At 60.0% G+C, this 19,687-nt stretch carries 7 protein-coding genes and 1 pseudogene; 5 read left to right on the forward strand and 3 right to left on the reverse strand.

From position 1 onward, the window contains the following. The 3 genes from QMX98_RS08895 to QMX98_RS08905 all read right to left on the reverse strand — a co-directional run bounded on the left by QMX98_RS08895 (nucleotide 1) and on the right by QMX98_RS08905 (nucleotide 3,610). Entirely contained in the window at nucleotides 1–1,341 is a 1,341-nt protein-coding gene (locus QMX98_RS08895) for an HlyD family type I secretion periplasmic adaptor subunit (RefSeq protein ID WP_077750010.1), read from the reverse strand. Between the two features lie 6 nt (nucleotides 1,342–1,347). Beyond that, nucleotides 1,348–3,084 carry a type I secretion system permease/ATPase gene (locus QMX98_RS08900; protein WP_010458626.1) on the reverse strand — a complete coding sequence of 579 codons (1,737 nt, stop codon included), beginning with the start codon at nucleotides 3,082–3,084 and terminating at the stop codon, nucleotides 1,348–1,350. Nucleotides 3,085–3,403: 319 nt separating this feature from the next. Next, nucleotides 3,404–3,610, reverse strand: coding sequence for a hypothetical protein (locus QMX98_RS08905; protein WP_146013801.1), 207 nt, complete (start codon nucleotides 3,608–3,610; stop codon nucleotides 3,404–3,406). Between the two features lie 167 nt (nucleotides 3,611–3,777). Here QMX98_RS08905 and QMX98_RS08910 point away from each other — a divergent pair, with 167 nt between their 5' ends. The 5 genes and pseudogenes from QMX98_RS08910 (at nucleotide 3,778) to QMX98_RS08930 (ending at nucleotide 19,647) form a co-directional block, all read left to right on the forward strand. Continuing rightward, nucleotides 3,778–14,763: a peroxidase family protein gene (locus QMX98_RS08910; protein WP_282410583.1), complete on the forward strand. Its 10,986-nt coding sequence runs from the start codon at nucleotides 3,778–3,780 to the stop codon at nucleotides 14,761–14,763. A 215-nt stretch (nucleotides 14,764–14,978) separates the two neighbouring features. Beyond that, nucleotides 14,979–15,383, forward strand: coding sequence for a hypothetical protein (locus QMX98_RS08915; protein ID WP_156375902.1), 405 nt, complete (start codon nucleotides 14,979–14,981; stop codon nucleotides 15,381–15,383). A gap of 86 nt (nucleotides 15,384–15,469) precedes the next feature. Then, a pseudogene (locus tag QMX98_RS08920) lies at nucleotides 15,470–15,629 on the forward strand (two-component sensor histidine kinase); the annotation flags it as partial. A gap of 182 nt (nucleotides 15,630–15,811) precedes the next feature. After that, complete coding sequence (locus QMX98_RS08925) at nucleotides 15,812–18,619, forward strand: multicopper oxidase domain-containing protein (protein ID WP_282410584.1); 2,808 nt, start codon at nucleotides 15,812–15,814, stop codon at nucleotides 18,617–18,619. 17 nt (nucleotides 18,620–18,636) lie between these two features. Further along, nucleotides 18,637–19,647: an SCO family protein gene (locus QMX98_RS08930; RefSeq protein WP_138739092.1), complete on the forward strand. Its 1,011-nt coding sequence runs from the start codon at nucleotides 18,637–18,639 to the stop codon at nucleotides 19,645–19,647. Nucleotides 19,648–19,687 lie beyond the last annotated feature (40 nt).

Below are 19,687 nucleotides of genomic sequence, written 5' to 3' on the forward strand. Positions count from 1 at the left end.
TCATTGTTCCTTGAACGAGCTGTCGACACGCTCGAGCATTGGTTTGAGAAGATAGCTCATCAAGTTGCGCTCGCCGGTCTTGATGGTGACGCTGGCGGGCATACCGGGACGAATGTGATTGCTGCCAAGCTGGCTCATGCCATCGGGAGTGACTTCTACCTGTGCCAGATAGAACGGTTGCTTGCTTTCCTCGTCGAGCAGGCGGTCGGCGGAGACTGTCTTCACACGGCCAGGGATGTTGGGCGTCTGGGCATGGTTGAAGGCCGGAAACGCAATGTCCACGGCCAGGCCGGGGACCATCTTGTCGATCGCCTGTACCGGAATCATCGCGTCAACCTGCAGCGGTTCATTGTCCGGAACGATTTCCATGATTTTGAAGCCGGGCTGAATGATCCCGCCGATGGTCGCAATGCTCAGTGAATGGACGATGCCATCGATCGGCGAGCGAATCACCGTGTGGGTCACTTCATAGTCCAGCGCACGCAAGCGGTCGGCCAGGGTGGTATTTTCCTTGGCGGTGTCGGTGAGCTGCGATTCGACTTCCTTCTGGTAATCGTGCTGGCGCTGAAGGATGCGCAGCTTGATTTCGGTGGTCTGGCTGCGTATGCGGGCGATGTTGTTGAGGTTTTCGGCCTGGCCGGCGGAGAGGTCGGAATTGCTGCGTTCCAGCTCAAGCAGGCGGTTGCGTGGCACATAGCCTTCGGCCGCCAGCACGCGGGTACCTTTTAGTTCCTGGTTGAGGAAGTCGATCTGCGAGGCGCGGGCGCCATAGACCTGCTGCAGGCCCTTGAGCTGCACCGCCGACGCCGCGAGGTTTTCCTGAAGGATGCTGATTTCGCCAGCGAGGCCGGCGCGTCGGGTGTCCAGCAGGCGTTGTTGCAGATTCATGGCGGCCACCAGGCGGTGGTCATTCCCGAAGCGCTTGAGCAGTTCAGGGTCGTAGTTCACCACGTCGCGGCCGTCGCGTTCCGCTTCCAGACGGTTTTCCACCGTCTTGCTGACGATGTACTGGGCGCTGACCGCACCCTGTTCGGAGGCGGCGCGCAGCGAGTCGAGGCGGACCAGCTCCTGGCCTTTTTTCACTGCATCACCTTCGCGAACAAGAATGGCCTCCACAGTGCCGCCGGTCAGATGCTGCACGGCTTTACGATTGCTGGTGACTTTGACCGTGCCAGTCGCGACCACGCCGGCATCCAGTGGCGCCAGCCAGGACCACAGGAGGAAGCCGCCGAAGCCGGCGAGCATCAGCAACATGCCCCAGCGCACGGGTTTACCGACGTCCAGATCCACCACGTTCCTGGGATCGGCGAGAATCATCTCGGTGTGTTGGCTCATTTGCATGATCGGTCACTCCCGTGATTTGACGGAGGCCAGCGGAGTCGATGCGCCTGCAGGCATCACACTGGCCTTGCGCAGCGCTGCAAATACTTCATCGCGAGTACCGAGCATCTGCACACCGCCGTCGCGCAGCATCAGCACCTTATCGACGGCGCAGAGCACATTGGGACGGTGGGAAATCAGAATGACGGTGGCGCCGCGGTTTTTCAGTTGAGCCAGCGCCTCGACCAAGCCCTTTTCACCGACGTCGTCGAGGTTGGCGTTCGGCTCGTCCAGCACAATCAGATTGGGTTCTCCATACAGCGCGCGAGCCAAGGCGATGCGTTGCTTCTGGCCTCCGGACAGCGGGCTGCCATCGGTGCCCAGACGGGTCTCATAACCCTGCGCCAAACGCAGGATCATCTCGTGCACTCCAGTCGTCCTGGCGGCGCGTATGACCGCATCGCTGTCCACTTCGCCAAAGCGCGCAATGTTGTCGGCGATGGTGCCCTCGAACAGCTCCACGTCCTGTGGCAGGTAACCGAGCCAGGGGCCAAGTTCGCCCTTGTTCCAGGTGAATATGTCCGCGCCGTCCAGGCGCACCTTGCCGGCCTGCGCCGGCCAAACGCCAACCAACAGACGAGCGAGGGTGGATTTGCCCGAGGCGGATGGACCGATAATGCCAAGGCTTTCGCCGGGGGAAAGGTTGAAGCTCACTCCGCGCAGAATCGTGTTGCTGGTGCCGGGCGCACCGGCATACACATTCTCCACCGCCAGCATGCCCAGCGGCCGCTGCAGCGACATGCTCGGTGGCCGGCGAGGATAGTCGTTCAGCATCTCGTTCAACCGGGCCCAGGCCGAACGGCAGCCAAGCAATTGCTTCCACGACGCGATGACTTGTTCAACCGGGGCCAGCGCGCGGCCGGTGAGGATCGAGCAAGCAATCATCATCCCCGGGGTGATCTTGCCTTCGATCGCCAGCAACGCGCCGGCGCCGAGGATCAGCGATTGCAAAGTGATGCGCACGAAGCGCCCGGTACTGCTGATCAGGGCAGCACGGTCGGAAGCCAGGGTCTGCATTTCCAGAATGTGCAAATGGCTTTGGTACCAGCGCTTGCCGATCGAAGGCAGCATGCCCATGGCCTCGATAACCTCGGCGTTGCGCAGGTTGTTGTTGGCGTAGCTGGCGGAGGTGAGGGCAGCCTGATTGGCTTCGGCCAGTGGCTTTTGCGTTGCCTTCTCGGTGAGATAAGCCAGGCCCACCAGAATCAGCGAGCCGATCAGCGTGACCAGTCCGAGCAGTGGGTGGATCAAATAGGCGACCAGCAGGTAGATGGGGGTCCAAGGCGCATCAAAGAATGCGAACAGACCATTGCCGGTGAGAAATTGACGCACCTGTGCGAGATCTTGCAGGGCCTGGGCCGGATTACCTCCGGCGCGGCTCAGGTTGCGCTCGAATGCTGCGGTGAAAATGCGTCGATTGAGGTCCATGTCGAGGCAGTTGCCGACTCGGATCAGCACGCGGGTGCGGAACATTTCCAGCGTGGCCATTAGCAAGAACAGGCCTATCACCAGGAAGGTCAGCATCGTCAATGTTGTGACGTTACGACTGACCAAGGCCCGATCGTAGACCTGCAGCATATAAATAGCTGGCGTCAACATCATGACGTTGATGACGCCGCTGAATCCGGCCAACGAGTAAAAACTGCGGCGAAGTCGAAAGAGCGCGTCGGCCAGTTCGGATCGGGTACTTGAGAGCTTGTGCATTTGATAGACCCTCACCGAAAAGCCGGGTGTGCTTGCGGCAAAAAGCAGCAAGGAAAATGTGTGAAAAACCATAGATGTAGTTGCGAATGCTTCTCGCGGACACAAGCCATAGCGTTCCTGGAAAAGTTCCGTAAATTTTTATGTTCACATGCAGCAGCGTAGGTGGCGTTTGTCTCTCTAGCGATACAGTTTGAAATAACATTTCGCTCTAGTAGTTCTTCTGAATATCTATATATCGTTTGATAACAGTAAGTTGGCATGTCCAATGATGATGATATTTTTTTACGTCGTAATATTGACAGCGCATTGCTATAGAACTTTAGTCATGTTCAAGGGCGCCCGTCTGAATCTTGCCATCGCTTCGAAAGTGCAGGGCACGGTGGTCCTGAAGGAGCACGGCATGTCGATCATTTTGTTCTGTTGCACCGTGACGGAGCTGTTCAGGAAGTTCGCTTCGACTTCCCGATTCCATGGCCCACCAGTGGCTCGGAATCGCTCTGCCTAAACGCTCAGCGAGCAATTTCATCCAGCGAATTCCAGGCGCGCATTCACCGGCGCAGGGGACGGCTTTGCCTGCCCCACGCCTGCTCTCGCCAAACACTGAACCAACGAACTGCGCAAGCCAGCACGTGACTTGGCGCGGGAGGATTTATTCGTCCCGAGCCTTTCCCATATAGATCGAGGGCAATCGAAATGGCCAATTTCAACAAGTCGGACCTGGAGTTCATTCTCAAGCAAATCTTCATCGCAGAAGCGCATGCCGACGGCGCCAGCCTTAGTGATTTGCTACCCAACAGTCAGGTGCCATACGGCCTGCGAACCGTCGATGGCAGCTACAACAACCTGGTCGCCGGACAAAGCGAGTTTGGCGCCGCGGACAATTCCTTCCTGCGCCTGCTTGACGCTTCGTATCGTGCGTCGTACGCCGGGACAGGGACGGTGGTCGATCCGCAGCCACGGATTATCAGTAACCTGATCAACGACCAGACCGCCAACAACCCGGCCGCTGTCGCTGCGAACGGTGGTGCTGACCCAGTGATCAGCCCCGGTCTGGACGGCGTGTTCGGCACGGCCGACGACAAGGAAGTATTCTTCATCCCCAACGAGTCGCCGGACGCCGGCCTGACCGCCGGCTTCAACTCGTGGATGACCTTCTTCGGCCAGTTCTTCGACCACGGCCTTGATCTGCTCAGCAAGAGCAGTACCGACGTTGTGTTTATTCCGCTGCAGCCGGACGATCCGTTGTTTGTGCCGGGCAGCCCGACCAACTTCATGGTGCTGCCACGTGCAGTGCGTACGGCCGGCGCGGACGGAATTGTCGGCACTTCCGATGATGGTCAGCCCAACACCACCTCACCGTTCGTAGACCAGAGCCAAACATACAGCTCGCACCCGTCGCACCAGGTGTTCCTGCGTGAGTACGTCCTCAACGCGGCCGGTGACCCTATTGCAACGGGGCGCTTGATTACCAACCGCGATCTCGGCGCTGATGGCAAATTCGGCACGGCCGATGATGGCGACGGCGAAAGCGGCGGCATGGCGACCTGGGCAGTGGTAAAAGCCCAGGCCCGTGACATTCTCGGCATCAACCTGACCGACCTCGATGTGCACAACGTGCCGTTGCTCGCGACTGATGCCTATGGCAGCTTCATCCGGGGGCCGAACGGTATGCCGCAGGTGGTGATGCGCACCAGTAACGGTACCGACGGTATTGCCGGGACGGCTGATGACGTCACGCAACTGGTCGAAGGCAACCGGGATGCGCCGATCAGTCTGGCCAACGCCGTAAGCACCGGACATGGTTTCCTCGACGACATCGCCCACAATGCCGCGCCGGTCGTCGTCGGTGGGGTTCTGCAAGCGGATGCCGACGCCGATGTCGGCAATGCGCAGCCCGTGGGTGCGGGCGGCAACAACCTGACCTATGACAACGAACTGCTCGACGCCCACTACATTGCCGGCGACGGCCGGGCGAACGAAAACATTGGCCTGACCGCCGTGCACCATGTGTTCCACTCCGAGCACAACCGCCTGGTCCAGCAATCCAAGCAAACCATCCTGGCCGCCGGCGATCTGGCGTTTCTCAATGAGTGGCTGGTGGACGACGTCGCCGCAATGCCTACGACACTCGCCGAAATATCAGCCTTGGTGTGGGACGGCGAACGCCTGTTCCAGGCCGCCAAGTTCGGCACCGAGATGCAGTACCAGCACCTCGTCTTCGAAGAATTCGCGCGGACCATTCAGCCGCAGGTTGACGCATTCCTTGCCCCCAACGGGTATGACACCTCGATCAACCCGGCCATCCTCGCCGAGTTCGCCCATGTGGTGTATCGCTTCGGTCACTCGATGTTGACCGAGACCGTCGATCGCTTCGACCCCGAGTTCAATCCGCTGCTCACTGACCCGAACAACCCGGATTCGCAAATGGGTCTGATCGCGGCCTTCCTCAATCCGCTGGCGTTCGCCGGCAGCGGGGCCACTGCGGACGAAGCGGCAGGGGCGATCATTCGCGGTGTGACCCGCCAGCTCGGCAACGAGATCGACGAGTTCGTCACCGAAGCGTTGCGCAACAATCTGCTCGGTCTGCCCCTCGATTTGCCGGCCTTGAATCTGGCGCGTGGTCGCGACACGGGTATCCCGACTTTGAATGAGGCGCGGCGTGAGTTCTACTCATCAACCGGCGACAGCCAACTCAAGCCGTACATCAGTTGGGCAGACTTCGCGGACAACCTCAAACACCCCGAGTCGTTGGTCAACTTCATCGCAGCCTATGGCACGCATGAAACGATTACGGCGGCGACCACGCTGGCAGACAAACGCGCTGCAGCCCTGGCGCTGGTATTCGGTGGCGATGATGCGCCGGCTGACCGCCTGGACTTCCTCAACAGTACCGGCGCCTATGGCAACGTAACGCTGGCCGGCAAGGATGGGCTGCTGGGTACTGCCGACGACGTGACGGGTGTAACGATCACGGGCGTCGACGATATCGACTTCTGGGTCGGTGGCCTCGCCGAGCAGAAGATGCCGTTCGGCGGTATGCTCGGTTCGTCGTTCAACTTCGTGTTTGAGACCCAGATGGAGGCGTTGCAGGACGGCGACCGCTTCTACTATCTGTCACGTACCGCGGGCCTGAACTTCGGCACCGAGTTGGAAAACAACTCCTTTGCCAAGCTGATCATGCTCAACACCGATGTCACACACCTGTCGAACACCGTGTTCCTGACGCCTACTTACACCCTGGAAGTGAATCAGGCCAATCAGTTCACTGGCCTTGGCGCGGGCAGCGCCGATCCAACTGGCGGCCTCATGATCAACGGTGTGGAAATCGTGCCGCTGGTGATCCGCGATAACCCCGACACCGTGGGGGCGGACAGTAATTATCTGCAATATACCGGCGAAGACCATGTCGTCCTGGGTGGCACCGCTGGCAATGACATCATCGTCTCCGGTGAGGGCGATGACACCCTTTACGGCGACGGTGGCAACGACCGCCTCGAAGGCGGCGCCGGCAACGATGCGGTACTGGGCGGCGCGGGCGATGACATCATCACCGACTCGTTCGGTGACAACCGTCTGGAAGGTAATGCCGGTAACGATGTGATCGTCGCCGGTAGCATGCTGGTTGGCGGCAACCTGATCCTGGGGGGCGATGGCCAGGACTTCATCATCACCACCGAAGACATCAGCACCACCTTCGGCGGTCAGGGTGACGATTTCATCCTCGGGGCCAAGACCAACCTGCCAGCTACGGGCAATGAAGGAGATGACTGGATCGAAAGCGGCACCCAGGACGGCGCGCCAGGCGATAACGCCTCGCCGTTGCTCAATGACGACGTGATCGGCAACGATATCTTTGTCGGTGGTGGTGGCTTCGACGAAATGATCGGCGAGGGTGGCGATGACATCTTCGTCGGCAGCGATGCCCAGGACAATATGGACGGCATGTCCGGTTTCGACTGGGTGACCTACAAAAATGACAGGGTCGGTGTGACCGTTGACCTGACCATGGCCACGCTGGCGCAACCACACGGCAACGCGCCAAACCAGAACAACGGGCCGTTCAATCCGGTCGGTGCCTCACCGACCTCGATCCTCGACCGTTTTGCCGAGGTCGAAGGCTTGTCCGGTTCGCAATTTGGCGATGTGCTCAAGGGCGATAATGTTGATGCGGTCACGATTGCCGACCACGGCGGGACCACGGGCAGTGCGCTGACCAATGTGGCGTTGATTCGCGGACTGGAGCAATTCCTGGCCGATGCCGGCTTGCCGACCACTGGTTTTGCCACGGGCAATATCATCCTCGGTGGCAATGGCAGTGACCTGATCGAGGGGCGTGGTGGCGATGACCTGATCGATGGCGACAAATGGATCAACGTCAGAATTGCGGTGTATGGCCCCAACGACGTCAACCATACCGGCCCTGAAATCGCCACCTTCGACAGCATGGTCGACATGATTCCGTTCATGATCGACGGCACCTATAACCCAGGTCAGCTCAAGGCCGTGCGGGAAATCCTGCCGGGCACTTCGACAGGCGGGGCGGCTTTCGACACTGCCGTTTTCTCCGGCCTTCAGTCTGAGTATGTGGTGACGCGTGACACCCGAGGCACGGCCAATGTGGCGGACGATGTCTGGACAGTGACCGATACCGAAGCGGGTCGCGACGGCACCGATACCTTGCTGCATATCGAACGCCTGCAGTTCGCCGATACCCAGCAAGTGCTGGTGCCGGATCTGAACGCACAACCGTTGGGCAGACCGACCGTCGCGGATGGAAACGGCGGCGCGATCACAGTGGGCGACACATTGACGGTGAGCATGGCCGGAGTGCGCGATTCCGACAACATCACGGTGGGTAACCCGCAGGGTTTCGTCAACAATGCCTCGGTGTCCTACTATTGGCAGTTCGAAGCCGACCCCGGCACCGGCGTGTTCGAAGACATCATCCAGCTGCCAGCGGGTGACCTGGCGTTCCAAAGTGCCGACGGCACCACGTTCAAGGTCTCGCCGGATCTTGCCGGGCTGGCACTGCGGGTCAAAGCGATCTACCAGGATGGTCACGGCACGACTGAAGTGGTGTTCTCGCAACCGACTGATGTGGTGGCTCCCGGCGAGCCGGTTGTGCCGACGGCGCAGACACCGGTAGTCAATGCCACCGCGGGGGGCGAGGGCCTTAACATGGTCCGCTCCGACCTCAACTTCATCCTTGATCAGATCAAGATTGCCGAGGCTGATGCGGCCGGTCAGGACATCCTCTCGCTGATCCCGAATATCCGCGCGCCGTTGGGCCTGCGTGCGGTCGACGGCTCGAACAACAACCTGATGAACCTCAACGGCATCAACAACACCGAGTTTGGTGCCGCGGATAACACCTTCCCGCGCTTGACCGATCCGGTCTTCAATCCGGCGGAAGGTGCTCCTGCCGGCTTCTTCGGCCCCGGCTCGCCGGCCATTCCGGGATCGTCTTATCAGCAGAACAGCGGCTTTGTGTTTGACTCGCAGCCGCGCACGATCAGTAATCTGATCGTCGACCAGACCTCGAACAACCCGGCGGCCTATGCCACTGCTTACGACCCGGGTGCGGACGGTGTGCTCAACTTCGGCGCAGAGGGGAACGACGACGTGCTCAAGGATGGCACTCGAATAGTCGCCAGCCCCGGCATGGATGGTCAGTTCGGTACTGCCGACGACCATGATGTGTACCTGTTCGAGAACACCGCGTCGGACGCAGGGTTGTCCGCGCCGTTCAACGCCTGGATGACCTTCTTCGGGCAGTTCTTCGATCACGGTCTGGACCTGGTGACCAAAGGCGGTTCGGGCACGATCTTCATCCCGCTGCAACCGGATGATCCGCTGTATGTGCCCGGTGGCAACACCAACTTCATGGTGCTGACCCGCGCGACCAACCTGCCCGGGGCGGATGGCGTTCTCGGCACGGCCGACGACATCCATGAGCACACCAACACCACGTCGCCATTCGTGGATCAAAACCAGACCTACAGCTCGCACCCATCACACCAGGTTTTCCTGCGCGGTTATGAGCTGACCGACAACGGCCCCATCGCGACCGGCAGATTGATCACTAACCGTGACCTGGGGGCGGATGGCAAGTTTGGTACCGCAGACGACACCGAAATCGGTGGTATGGCGACCTGGAAAGTGGTCAAGGCGCAGGCCAACGACATTCTGGGTATCCGCCTTACCGACGCCGACGTCGACAACTCCCCGCTGTTGGCGACCGACGCTTATGGCAATTTCATCAAGGGGCCGAACGGCTTCCCGATGGTCGTGATGAAGGGCGCTGACGGTCTTGGTGGCACGGCTGATGACGTCCTTGTCGAAGGCAATCCGCTTGACCCCATTAGCCTGACCAACGCTGTGCGTACCGGTCACCAGTTCCTCGCCGACATTGCCCACAATGCAGCGCCGGTGTTCAGCGGTGGCGTGCTCGTGCCTGACGCGGATTCGGATACTGGCAACGCAGTGCCGTTCAATCCGCAGACCGGGGCCAACCTGGCCTACGACAACGAGTTGCTCGATGCGCATTACATCGCTGGCGACGGCCGGGTCAACGAGAACATCGGCCTGACCGCGGTGCATGCGATCTTCCACTCCGAGCACAACCGGCTGGTCGCGCAGACCAAGGACACCGTGCTTGATTCGGGTGACGTAGCCTTCCTCAACGAGTGGCTGCTCACTCCGGTGAGCGCTTTGCCCGCCAACCAGGCTGAGATCGATGCGCTTGTGTGGAATGGCGAGCGCTTGTTCCAGGCTGCCAAGTTCGGAACCGAGATGCAGTATCAGCACCTGGTGTTCGAGGAGTTTGCGCGGACCATCCAGCCCAACGTTGACCTGTTCTTTGCACCGACCCAGGTCTATGACGTTGACCTCGATGCCTCGATCGTCGCCGAGTTCGCCCATACCGTGTACCGGTTTGGCCACTCGATGCTGACCGAGACCGTCGATCGCTTCGACGTCGACTTCAACGTGATCGGCGATCCGAACAGCGCTGATCCTGATCAGCAACTCGGCCTGATCGCGGCGTTCCTCAACCCGTTGGCGTATGCCGCCAGTGGCGTGACGCCCGAAGATGCGACCAGTGCGATCGTGCGTGGGATGACCCGGCAAGCAGGTAACGAAATCGACGAGTTCGTCACCGAGGCGCTGCGCAACAACCTGCTCGGCCTGCCGCTCGACCTGCCAGCGATCAACATTGCCCGTGGCCGCGATGTGGGGATTCCTTCGCTCAATGCGGTCCGCCGCGACATCTACAGCCAAACCGGTGATACCCAACTCAAGCCTTACATCAGCTGGGTCGACCTGGTGCAGCACCTCAAGCATCCAGAGTCGTTGATCAACTTCATCGCGGCCTATGGCACGCATAGCACGATCACGGAGGCGACCACACTGGAAGCCAAACGCGCTGCAGCCATGGCGCTGGTATTTGGTGGTGATGATGCGCCGGCTGACCGCTTGGACTTCCTCAACGGAACCGGTACCTGGGCCAACGTCACGCTGGCCGGCAAAGATGGGGTGATGGGGACTGCCGACGATCTGAAGGGAGTGACGATCACGGGCGTAGATGCCATCGATCTCTGGATCGGCGGCCTGGCCGAAGAGAAAACCCCGTTCGGCGGCATGCTCGGCTCGACCTTCAACTTCGTGTTCGAGAACCAGCTGGAAAAACTGCAGGACGGTGACCGCTTCTACTATCTGGAGCGTACGGCTGGCCTGGCGATGAATGCCGAACTGGAAAGCAACTCGTTCGCCAAGCTGATCATGGCCAACACCTCGGCTACGCACTTGCCGGGCCTGGTGTTCTCGGACCCTGGTTTCTATCTTGAAAGGGACCAGAGCAAGCAGTACAACGATGGCTTGGGCAACGCTGATCCGCTTGGCGAGAACGGCGAGCAGGTCGTGTTCCGCGACAACCCGCTGACCGCAGGACCGGACACCAACTACATCAAGTACACGGGTGATCAGCACATCGTGCTGGGCGGCACCAACAATGCCGACATCCTCATCGCCAGTGAAGGCGATGACACGGTCTGGGGTGACGGCGGCAACGATGTCATCGAAGGCGGTGACGGCAACGACCAACTGCGCGGTGGCGCCGGCGACGACATCATCACTGACCGCGGCGGCGACGATAACATCCAGGGGGGCGACGGCAACGACGTGCTGCACGGTGGCAATGGCGTCAACCTGATCATCGGCGGGTTCGGCAATGACTTCATCGTGACCGGCGAGGACGCCTCCGAGGCTATTGGTGGCCACGGCAACGACTTCATTCTGGGCAGCAAAGCCAACGAGCAGGACATGGGTAACGAAGGCGACGACTGGATCGAGAAGGGCACGTCGGACGGTGCGCCTGGCGACAACTTCGACCCGCTCGGCAACGACCCGATAATCGGCCACGATGTGTTCATCGGCGCTAGCGAAAACGACAAGTTCAACGGCGAGGGCGGCGACGACATCATGGTCGGCAGTCTCGGCCTGGGTGACCGCTATATCGGTGGCTCCGGCTATGACTGGGCAACCTTCAAGGGGCTCGCCCAGGGCGTGACCATCGACTTCACCGATCGCTTTTTCGATGTTCCGCCGGTGCCGGGTTCGGGGGCTTCGGCGCTGGTGCGGTTCGACATCATGGAAGGTTTGTCGGGTTCATCACACGGGGACTACCTGCGCGGTGATAACGAAGATGCCACAACACTGCCCGGCGCCGGTGCAACTGGCAGTGTGCTGACCAACATCAACCTGATCGACGGCCTGGTTGATCTTCTGCCCGCCGGAGCAACGTTCTTCGACGGCGGCAACATCATCCTCGGCGGCAGCGGCAGCGACCTGATCGAAGGTCGCGGTGGTGACGACATCATCGATGGTGACAAGTGGCTGAACGTGCGTATAAGCGTGCGGGAAAATGTCGATGGTACTGGCGAGGAAATCGCCACGTTCGACAGCATGGAGCCGCTGGTGCCGTTTATGTTGAACGGTACTTACAACCCGGGCCAGTTGGTCATCGTGCGGGAGATTCTGACCGGCAATGACAGCTACGACACTGCATTGTTCTCCGGTAATTTGGGGGAATACGGCATCGAGATCGATGGCGACACTGTCATCGTGACCGACTCGGTGGCGGGGCGTGATGGCGTCGATCGCCTGACAGGCATCGAGCGTCTGCAGTTCGCTGACGTGGCGCAATCGTCCGGAGTGGGCACCGCTCAAAACAACGACCCATCGGGTCATCTGGCAATCCTCGATGCTGCAACCGGTGTGCGTGACGAAACGCCTGTCGCCGGCCAGTTGCTGCGAGTCAGTGATCGGGCGGTACACGACGCGGACAACCAAAACGGGACCAACCCGACGGGTGCGGTGACTGGCGGGGTGGCTTACTACTGGCAGGTCGAAACCATTGCCGGCACGGGCGTTTATGATGACATCACCTCCCTCGCTGCGGGCGAGGCAACGCGGGCGATCGGCACCACCTACCGGGTGACGGACGATGTGGCAGGTCTGAACATCCGCGTCCGGGCGGTGTACCAGGATGCCAAGGGCACGCTGGAGATCGTCGATTCGTCCGGGAACAGCACACCGACCGAAGGGCCGACCGTTACCGGGCTTGCCGTGCAGAACCAGCTGTTGACCGCTGACCCGTCGAGCATCATCGACCTCGATGGCCTGAGCAATCCGCAGTTCACCTATCAGTGGCAGGCGAACGACGGGCTTGGCTTCGTCAACATCGCCGGCGCTACCGGTAGCACGTTCGCGCTTGGCCAGGCTCAGGTCGATCAGGAAGTGCGCGTGGTCATCGGTTACGTAGATGCGTTCGGTGTGGCCGAAAGCGTTTCGTCCAACATCCTGGGGCCGGTGGAAAACGTCAACGATGCTCCGACTGCAGGGCCAACCTTAACCGGGCTTGCAGTGCAGAACCAGGTGTTGACCGCTGACCCGGCGAGCATCATCGACGTCGATGGCTTGAGCAATCCGCAGTTCACCTACCAATGGCAGGCGAACAACGGGTCTGGCTTCGTCAACATCAACGGCGCTACCGGTAGCACGTTCGCGCTTGGCCAGGCTCAGGTCGGACAGGCAGTGCGCGTGGTCATCGGTTACGTGGATGATTTCGGTGCGGCCGAAAGCGTTTCATCCAACACCCTGGGGCCGGTGGCCAACGCCAATGATGCACCGACAGGCGCATTGCTGATCAGCGATACGACACCGAATCAAGGGCAGGTGCTGACCGCGCTGACGGGCGAGATTGTCGATGCGGATGGGCTGGGCGCCTTCAGCTTCCAGTGGCAGCAAGGTGTCGGTGTGTCCTTCACTGACATCAACGGTGCGACTGCTGCGACCTTCACCCCGGGTGCGGCGCAGGGCAATCTGCAACTGCGAGTGATCGTGCGCTACACCGATGGCTTCGGCACGCTGGAGTCGGTGACCTCTGCGGCGACGGCGGCAGTAACGGTACTGAGTGGCGTGGTCCTGCAGGGCAATGCGTTTGCGAACACCCTCACCGGCACAGCGGGTAACGATGTGCTGATTGGCCTGGGCGGGAGCGATACGCTGAATGGCCTGGCCGGTATCGACCAGTTGTTTGGCGGCACGGGCAACGACATCCTCAACGGCGGAGACGACAACGACGTCCTCAATGGCGAGGACGGCACCGACACCCTCAACGGTGGGCTCGGCGCGGATACCATGAACGGCGGTGCCGGCAACGACACGTTTGTGGTCGACAACGTCGGTGACCTTGTCACCGAGGCGCTGGGTGGTGGTACCGATCTGGTGCGGACCAGTCTGACGAGCTACCAGCTCGGTGCCAACGTCGAGAACCTGACCTATACGGGAACCGCAAACTTCACCGGTACCGGTAACGCGCTAGCCAACATCATCACCGGCGGGGTGGGTAGCGACCTCCTCAATGGCGGTGCAGGTGCTGACCGGTTGGTGGGGGGCGCCGGCAACGATACCTATGTCGTCGACGCAGCCTTGGACGTGGTGGTCGAGGTGTTAGGTGGCGGTACGGACACCGTGCAGACCTCGCTGGCCAGCTACACGCTGGGCGCTAATGTCGAGAATCTGACCTACACCGGAGTCGGCAACTTCGTCGGCAACGGCAACGGGTTGAACAACGTCATCACCGCCGGAGCGGGTAATGACACCCTCAATGGTAACGACGGCAACGACCAACTGTTCGGTGGCATTGGCACCGATACCCTGAACGGCGGCAATGGCGATGACAGCCTCGACGGCGGTGATGGGGCGGATGTCTTGAATGGTGGATCAGGCAACGACACGCTGCTCGGTGGTGACGCTAACGACATATTGTTGGGTGGAACCGGCATTGACTTTATCGATGGCGGAATTGGCAACGATACGGTCACTGGCGGTGCCGGTAACGACATGATGGTTGCCAGCAGTGGCAACGATATCTTCATGTTCGCAGCGGGCTTCGGGGCCGATCAGATCATCGGCTTCGATGCCGACGCGGTGGGAGGCCAGGACCGGCTCGATATTTCCGCGTTCGGCGTCACTGCTGCGACCTTTGCCGGCATCGTTATCATCACCGATATCGGTGCGGATACCTTGATCAGCTCCGCAGGGCCTGAATCCATCCGCCTGGTCGGTGTGGCCGATGCAACAACCGTCACTGCCGCAGACTTCATTCTGGCCACTTGAGGTTCTGATCAGCAATGTCGCAGGGAGCGTGGACATCGGAGGGGAGGGCAATGGATGCCCTCCGTTTTTTTAAAACTCTGGCCGTTTGTTCGGCCGAAAATGCGTGAACCACTCTGCCACGCCGGTATGTCGGTTCGTGGGAAACGCTCGATCAACATTTGACCAGGGAATGGAAATAGGGGAGCCCGACCTTGAACATTTCAACGACCTGCGCCATGAGCAGCCTGTTGGTTTCGCTCACCGCTTCTGCTACCGGGATCATTCCGGTCTTCGAGCTGGACTTCACCCGATCCGCAACAGAAACGCTGCAAAAAATGGGCATCAACGACGCTTGTATTATTGCCGCTTCACATCCCGCTGAATTTACCTACTGCCGAGAAGGATCTTCAACGCTCTGGAAGTATCAGGCGTTGGATCTAGAGCAACAGGCGGCGATCCAAGTTGGCCAAACGCGGTCTTCTATGGATCATCAGCGAATTACTGTCGCGCAATTCAATAGCACTGCCTGCGAAGAAGATCACCTTGAGCCAGTGGTAAATCCGGCGATTAGTCTTGGGTTTGTCCTCGGCTTGTTCACCCTGTTTCTGTTGATCGGTTTTCGACGCGCCCGCCACCTGTAATCCAAACGTGATGAATGCTTCCCACGGACTCTTGACTGCTGAACAAGCTGATAAGACGCCAGGCTGTTCCTGTCGCAAAAATCCTGGAGCAACGCAGCCTGGCGTTCCGGCCTTTTTTCACCACCAGGCAAGGTGGCCTGGTGCAGGTCAAGCGGATGATGGAGCGGTGCGGCGGGGTGTTCAGTCGGGAAAGTCGCGAGGGCGACGGCACGGTGTGTCCGCCTGTTGTTCAAGCGAATTCCCTGAATATGGGGAGGAACTTTACCCAGTAGCGGGTGCCATGCCCCAGTCGCTTTTTGGGCATGGCAAATTGATGTTGATAAGCCATTGTTCTGCTGGGTATTGATGCTTTGTATAGAACATTACGAATCTGGCGAACTCCTTGCACTCCTCCCATTACCCCCTTCACGATTTAGAGGCGGCTGGTGATGGACAGAAAAGCGCGGCACCCCTGCAAATGGTTTGGTCTCCTGACGCCCCTGAGCGTCCTTCTGACAATGACGCTCGGCACAACAAACCTGCGCGCCAGCCCGATCGACGACGAACGACAGCCCGAACCCTCCGACCCTTCAGCGTACTACGACGAACCGACTGACAAAGTAGGCGCCTTGAACGCCATTTTGACCATGCCGCCGGCTAACCTCGATTCCTTCGACTTGCCGGGTGGCGTCAAAGGCAGCAAAGACACCACGCGCAAGGAAAACATCCTGCCGCCAGCGCTGCAGACCAGTTTCAATTACCCCACCAACGGAAAACCCAGTCCGCTGTATGGTGCTCTGCCGTTCACTCAACCACTGGCGCTGTTCGAAGAATTCGGTGTGGAAAAACTCGACCCCACCACCCCGGCGGCACTGTTGCCGTTTCCACCCGCCGCCATTGGCCCGCTGCCACAACAAGATCCCACCAGCGTCGCACGCAGCGCTCCGCCGAGTGCGGCGCTCGACGCGTTCTTGCGTCAACCAGGCCTGACTCCGTTCCCCAGCCAGTATTCCAACGTGGTCGACCGCAACCCTTGGCAGAAGCAGATTGAATTTTTCCTCAACCGCCGTATCGGCTCGTCGGCTGAAGGCCGTCCGCCAGGAAAAGGCTGGTCGCACCAGCGCTGGAACGAGTTTTACCCGCAGGTGGCCTACAAGACCGTGCAAGCCGGCGCACGGGTGAATACCGGTTTGCGTGACAGTCGCCAGATGCACCGCTATGCCGTGGGTGAGTTCGGTCCCAGTGGTCTCTATTACAACGTGGCTGGCGTGCCAGCGACAGCAGGCACCTCCAAAGGATCTGAACCGCGTTTTCATCCGAAAATGCCGGTGCAGAAACTCAACTCGCTATGGACCTTCGACGGCACCTTGCCGCCAAAATTGCTCATGGTGCGGTACGGGCAACCCGTGTTGATGCGTCATTACAACGGCTTGCCGATCGACCCGTCGGCGAACATGGGTTTTGGTCTGCACACCATCACCACCCACGAACACAACGGTCACGTACCGGCGGAAAGCGACGGTTACACCAATGCGTTTTTCTTCCCTGGGCAATTCTACGACTATCGCTGGCCGATCCAGTTGGCCGGTTACGACAGCATCAACACCAAGGCTGAAGACCCGCGTGCAGCGTTTCCGTGCTCGCCGGGCGAAACCCTGTGGACTAACGACCTCGCCCCCGGCCGCAAAACCTGCGACAACGGGATGATCAAAATCCGCGGTGACTGGCGCGAAACCATGAGCACCCACTGGTTCCACGACCACATGCTCGATTTCACCGCGCAGAACGTCTACAAGGGCAACGCGGCGATGATGAACTACTACAGCGCCCTGGACCGCGCCAATGAATCGGTGAATGACGGCGTCAACCTGCGCCTCCCCAGCGGCAGCGCCTTGCCCTGGGGTAACCGCGACTACGACGTCAACCTGATGTTTGCCGACAAGGCGTGGGATAAGAACGGTCAACTGTGGTTCAACCCTTTCAACACTGCCGGCTTCCTCGGTGACCAGGTGCTGGTCAACTGGAAATGGAAACCAGTCCTGGATGTGCGCGCCCGCAGCTATCGCTTGCGCATGCTCAATGGCTCCGTGTCGCGCTACTTCAAGATGGCGCTGGTGCGCGAGATCAAGGGCACCAGTGGCGAGTTCCAAGGGCCTGTCGGGTCGGGCGTGTCGTATGCCCGGGTGCCGTTCCACCTGATCGCCAACGACGGCAATATCATGGAACACGCCGTGCCGTTCGACGGCACCATGGACCTGGATGCCGACGGTGACAAACAGAACCACAACGCGATCCTGCCAACCCTGGGCATCGCCGAGCGTTTCGACATCATCGTTAACTTCTCGAAAAACGGGATCAAACCAGGCGACAAGCTGTTCTTCGTCAATCTGCTGGTGCACCAAGACGGCAAGGGTCCGGAAGAACCCGTCGCCCTGGCTGACGTGCTGTCCGAGAAGTACCGGGCGATCATCAAGCAAACCAGCAAGGGGCCAAAGTGGGAGGACGGTGATCCGGCGGTAGGCAAGGTGTTGCAACTCAACGTCAAGGCTTACACCGGTCAGGACCTGGCCATGGACCCGGCCGCTTATGAGCCGGCCAAACCGGGCAAGGCTGAAGGCCTGTTTATGATCCCGCTGAAAATCCATCGCGACAATGCGGCCGACAAGGCGCTGCTGGCTCAGGCTCGTCACCGCACCTTTACCTTCGGCCGTTCTGATGGCACCGATGAAGCACCCTGGACGGTCAAGACCGACGGCGGTTTCGGGTTTCGCATGGACCCACGTCGGCTGAACACCTCGACCAAACTGGCCAGCGGTCCGACCGACGCCGGCGCCACGGGCTTCGGCACGCTGGAAGTGTGGCACATCAAGGGTAATGACACGGGCTGGGGCCACCCGGTGCACGTGCACTTCGAGGAAGGGATCATCCTCAGCCGTGGCGGCAAGCCACCACCGGAATGGGAAAAATGGGCACGCAAGGACGTGTATCGCGTCGGTTCGGAAAAGGATGGTACGGACAATGTCGAGATTGCGATCCAATTTCGCGAATTCGCCGGCACCTACATGGAGCACTGCCACAACACTCAGCATGAGGACAACTCAATGCTGTTGCGTTGGGACGTTGAAAAACCCGGGCAAGTGCAGTTGATGCCGACTCCGTTGCCGAGCTGGGATGGCGTGCGCTACGTGAACTCCGCTGCGCTGCCAACCTTCCGCACCGGCGACGGCTACGGTACCAAAGCAGCGGTCACACCATGATCCGCAGGGGAGCCGACATGACATCAACTACGCCGCGCTCCCGCGCCCTGGGCATGCACCTGATTTTGCTGCTGGTCACCGGCGTGCTGGCCGCTTGGCTGCTGCTCGCTCATGAAGGTGCACCGTCGCCCACGGAATCGGCGACACCCTGGGGCGGCGATTACTTCCCCAACACCTTGCTGACCGATCAGGACGGTCGGCAGGTGCGTTTTTTCGAGGACCTGATCAAGGGCAAAGTGGTGGTGATCAACTTCATCTTCACCACGTGCAGCGACTCCTGTCCGCTGGAAACCGCGCGCCTGCGCCAAATGCAACAGTTGCTCGGGGACCGGGTCGGGAAGGATATCTTTTTCTACTCGATCAGCATCGACCCGCTGAGCGATACCCCCGAGGTGCTTAAAACCTACGCCCAGCGCTTCAAGGTGGGACCGGGCTGGCAGTTTCTCACCGGCGAATTCGAGGCCGTTACCGACCTGCGAAAAAAACTCGGGCTGTTTATCGAAGGCGTCGACAACGGACGCAGCAAGGATCACAACCTGAGCCTGATCGTTGGCAACCAGAGCACCGGTCGCTGGATGAAAGCCTCGCCGTTCGAGAACCCGTGGATCCTCGCCGATCAGTTGGCCAATACCTTACAGAACTGGAAGCAGGCCAGTGCCGAAGGGAGCTACGCCAATGCGCCCGAGATTCGTCCGCCGAGCAACGGAGAAGAATTGTTTCGCACCCGTTGCGCGTCGTGTCACAGCCTCGGGCCGCAAGACGGGCAGGGCATCGGCATGCGCAGCATCGGCCCGGACCTTATCGGCGTGACCCGTCAGCGAGACCCCGTCTGGCTCAATCGCTGGATCCGCGAACCGGACCGCATGCTTGCCGAAAAGGACCCGATTGCGCTGGAACTGTTTGAGCGCTTTGACAAGATTCCAATGCCCAACCTGCGCCTGGATGAAGACGCAGCGCAGTCCATCATGGATTTTTTGCAGGAAGAAACTGACCGTCAACAATCGTTGCAGGCGGCGCAGTTGCAATAGCAGCTGAATACAATCATTGAGCCGTCGGGCTCGATCAATG

Source organism: Pseudomonas sp. PS02303 (genome assembly GCF_029959925.1).
Taxonomy (GTDB): domain Bacteria; phylum Pseudomonadota; class Gammaproteobacteria; order Pseudomonadales; family Pseudomonadaceae; genus Aquipseudomonas; species Aquipseudomonas mandelii.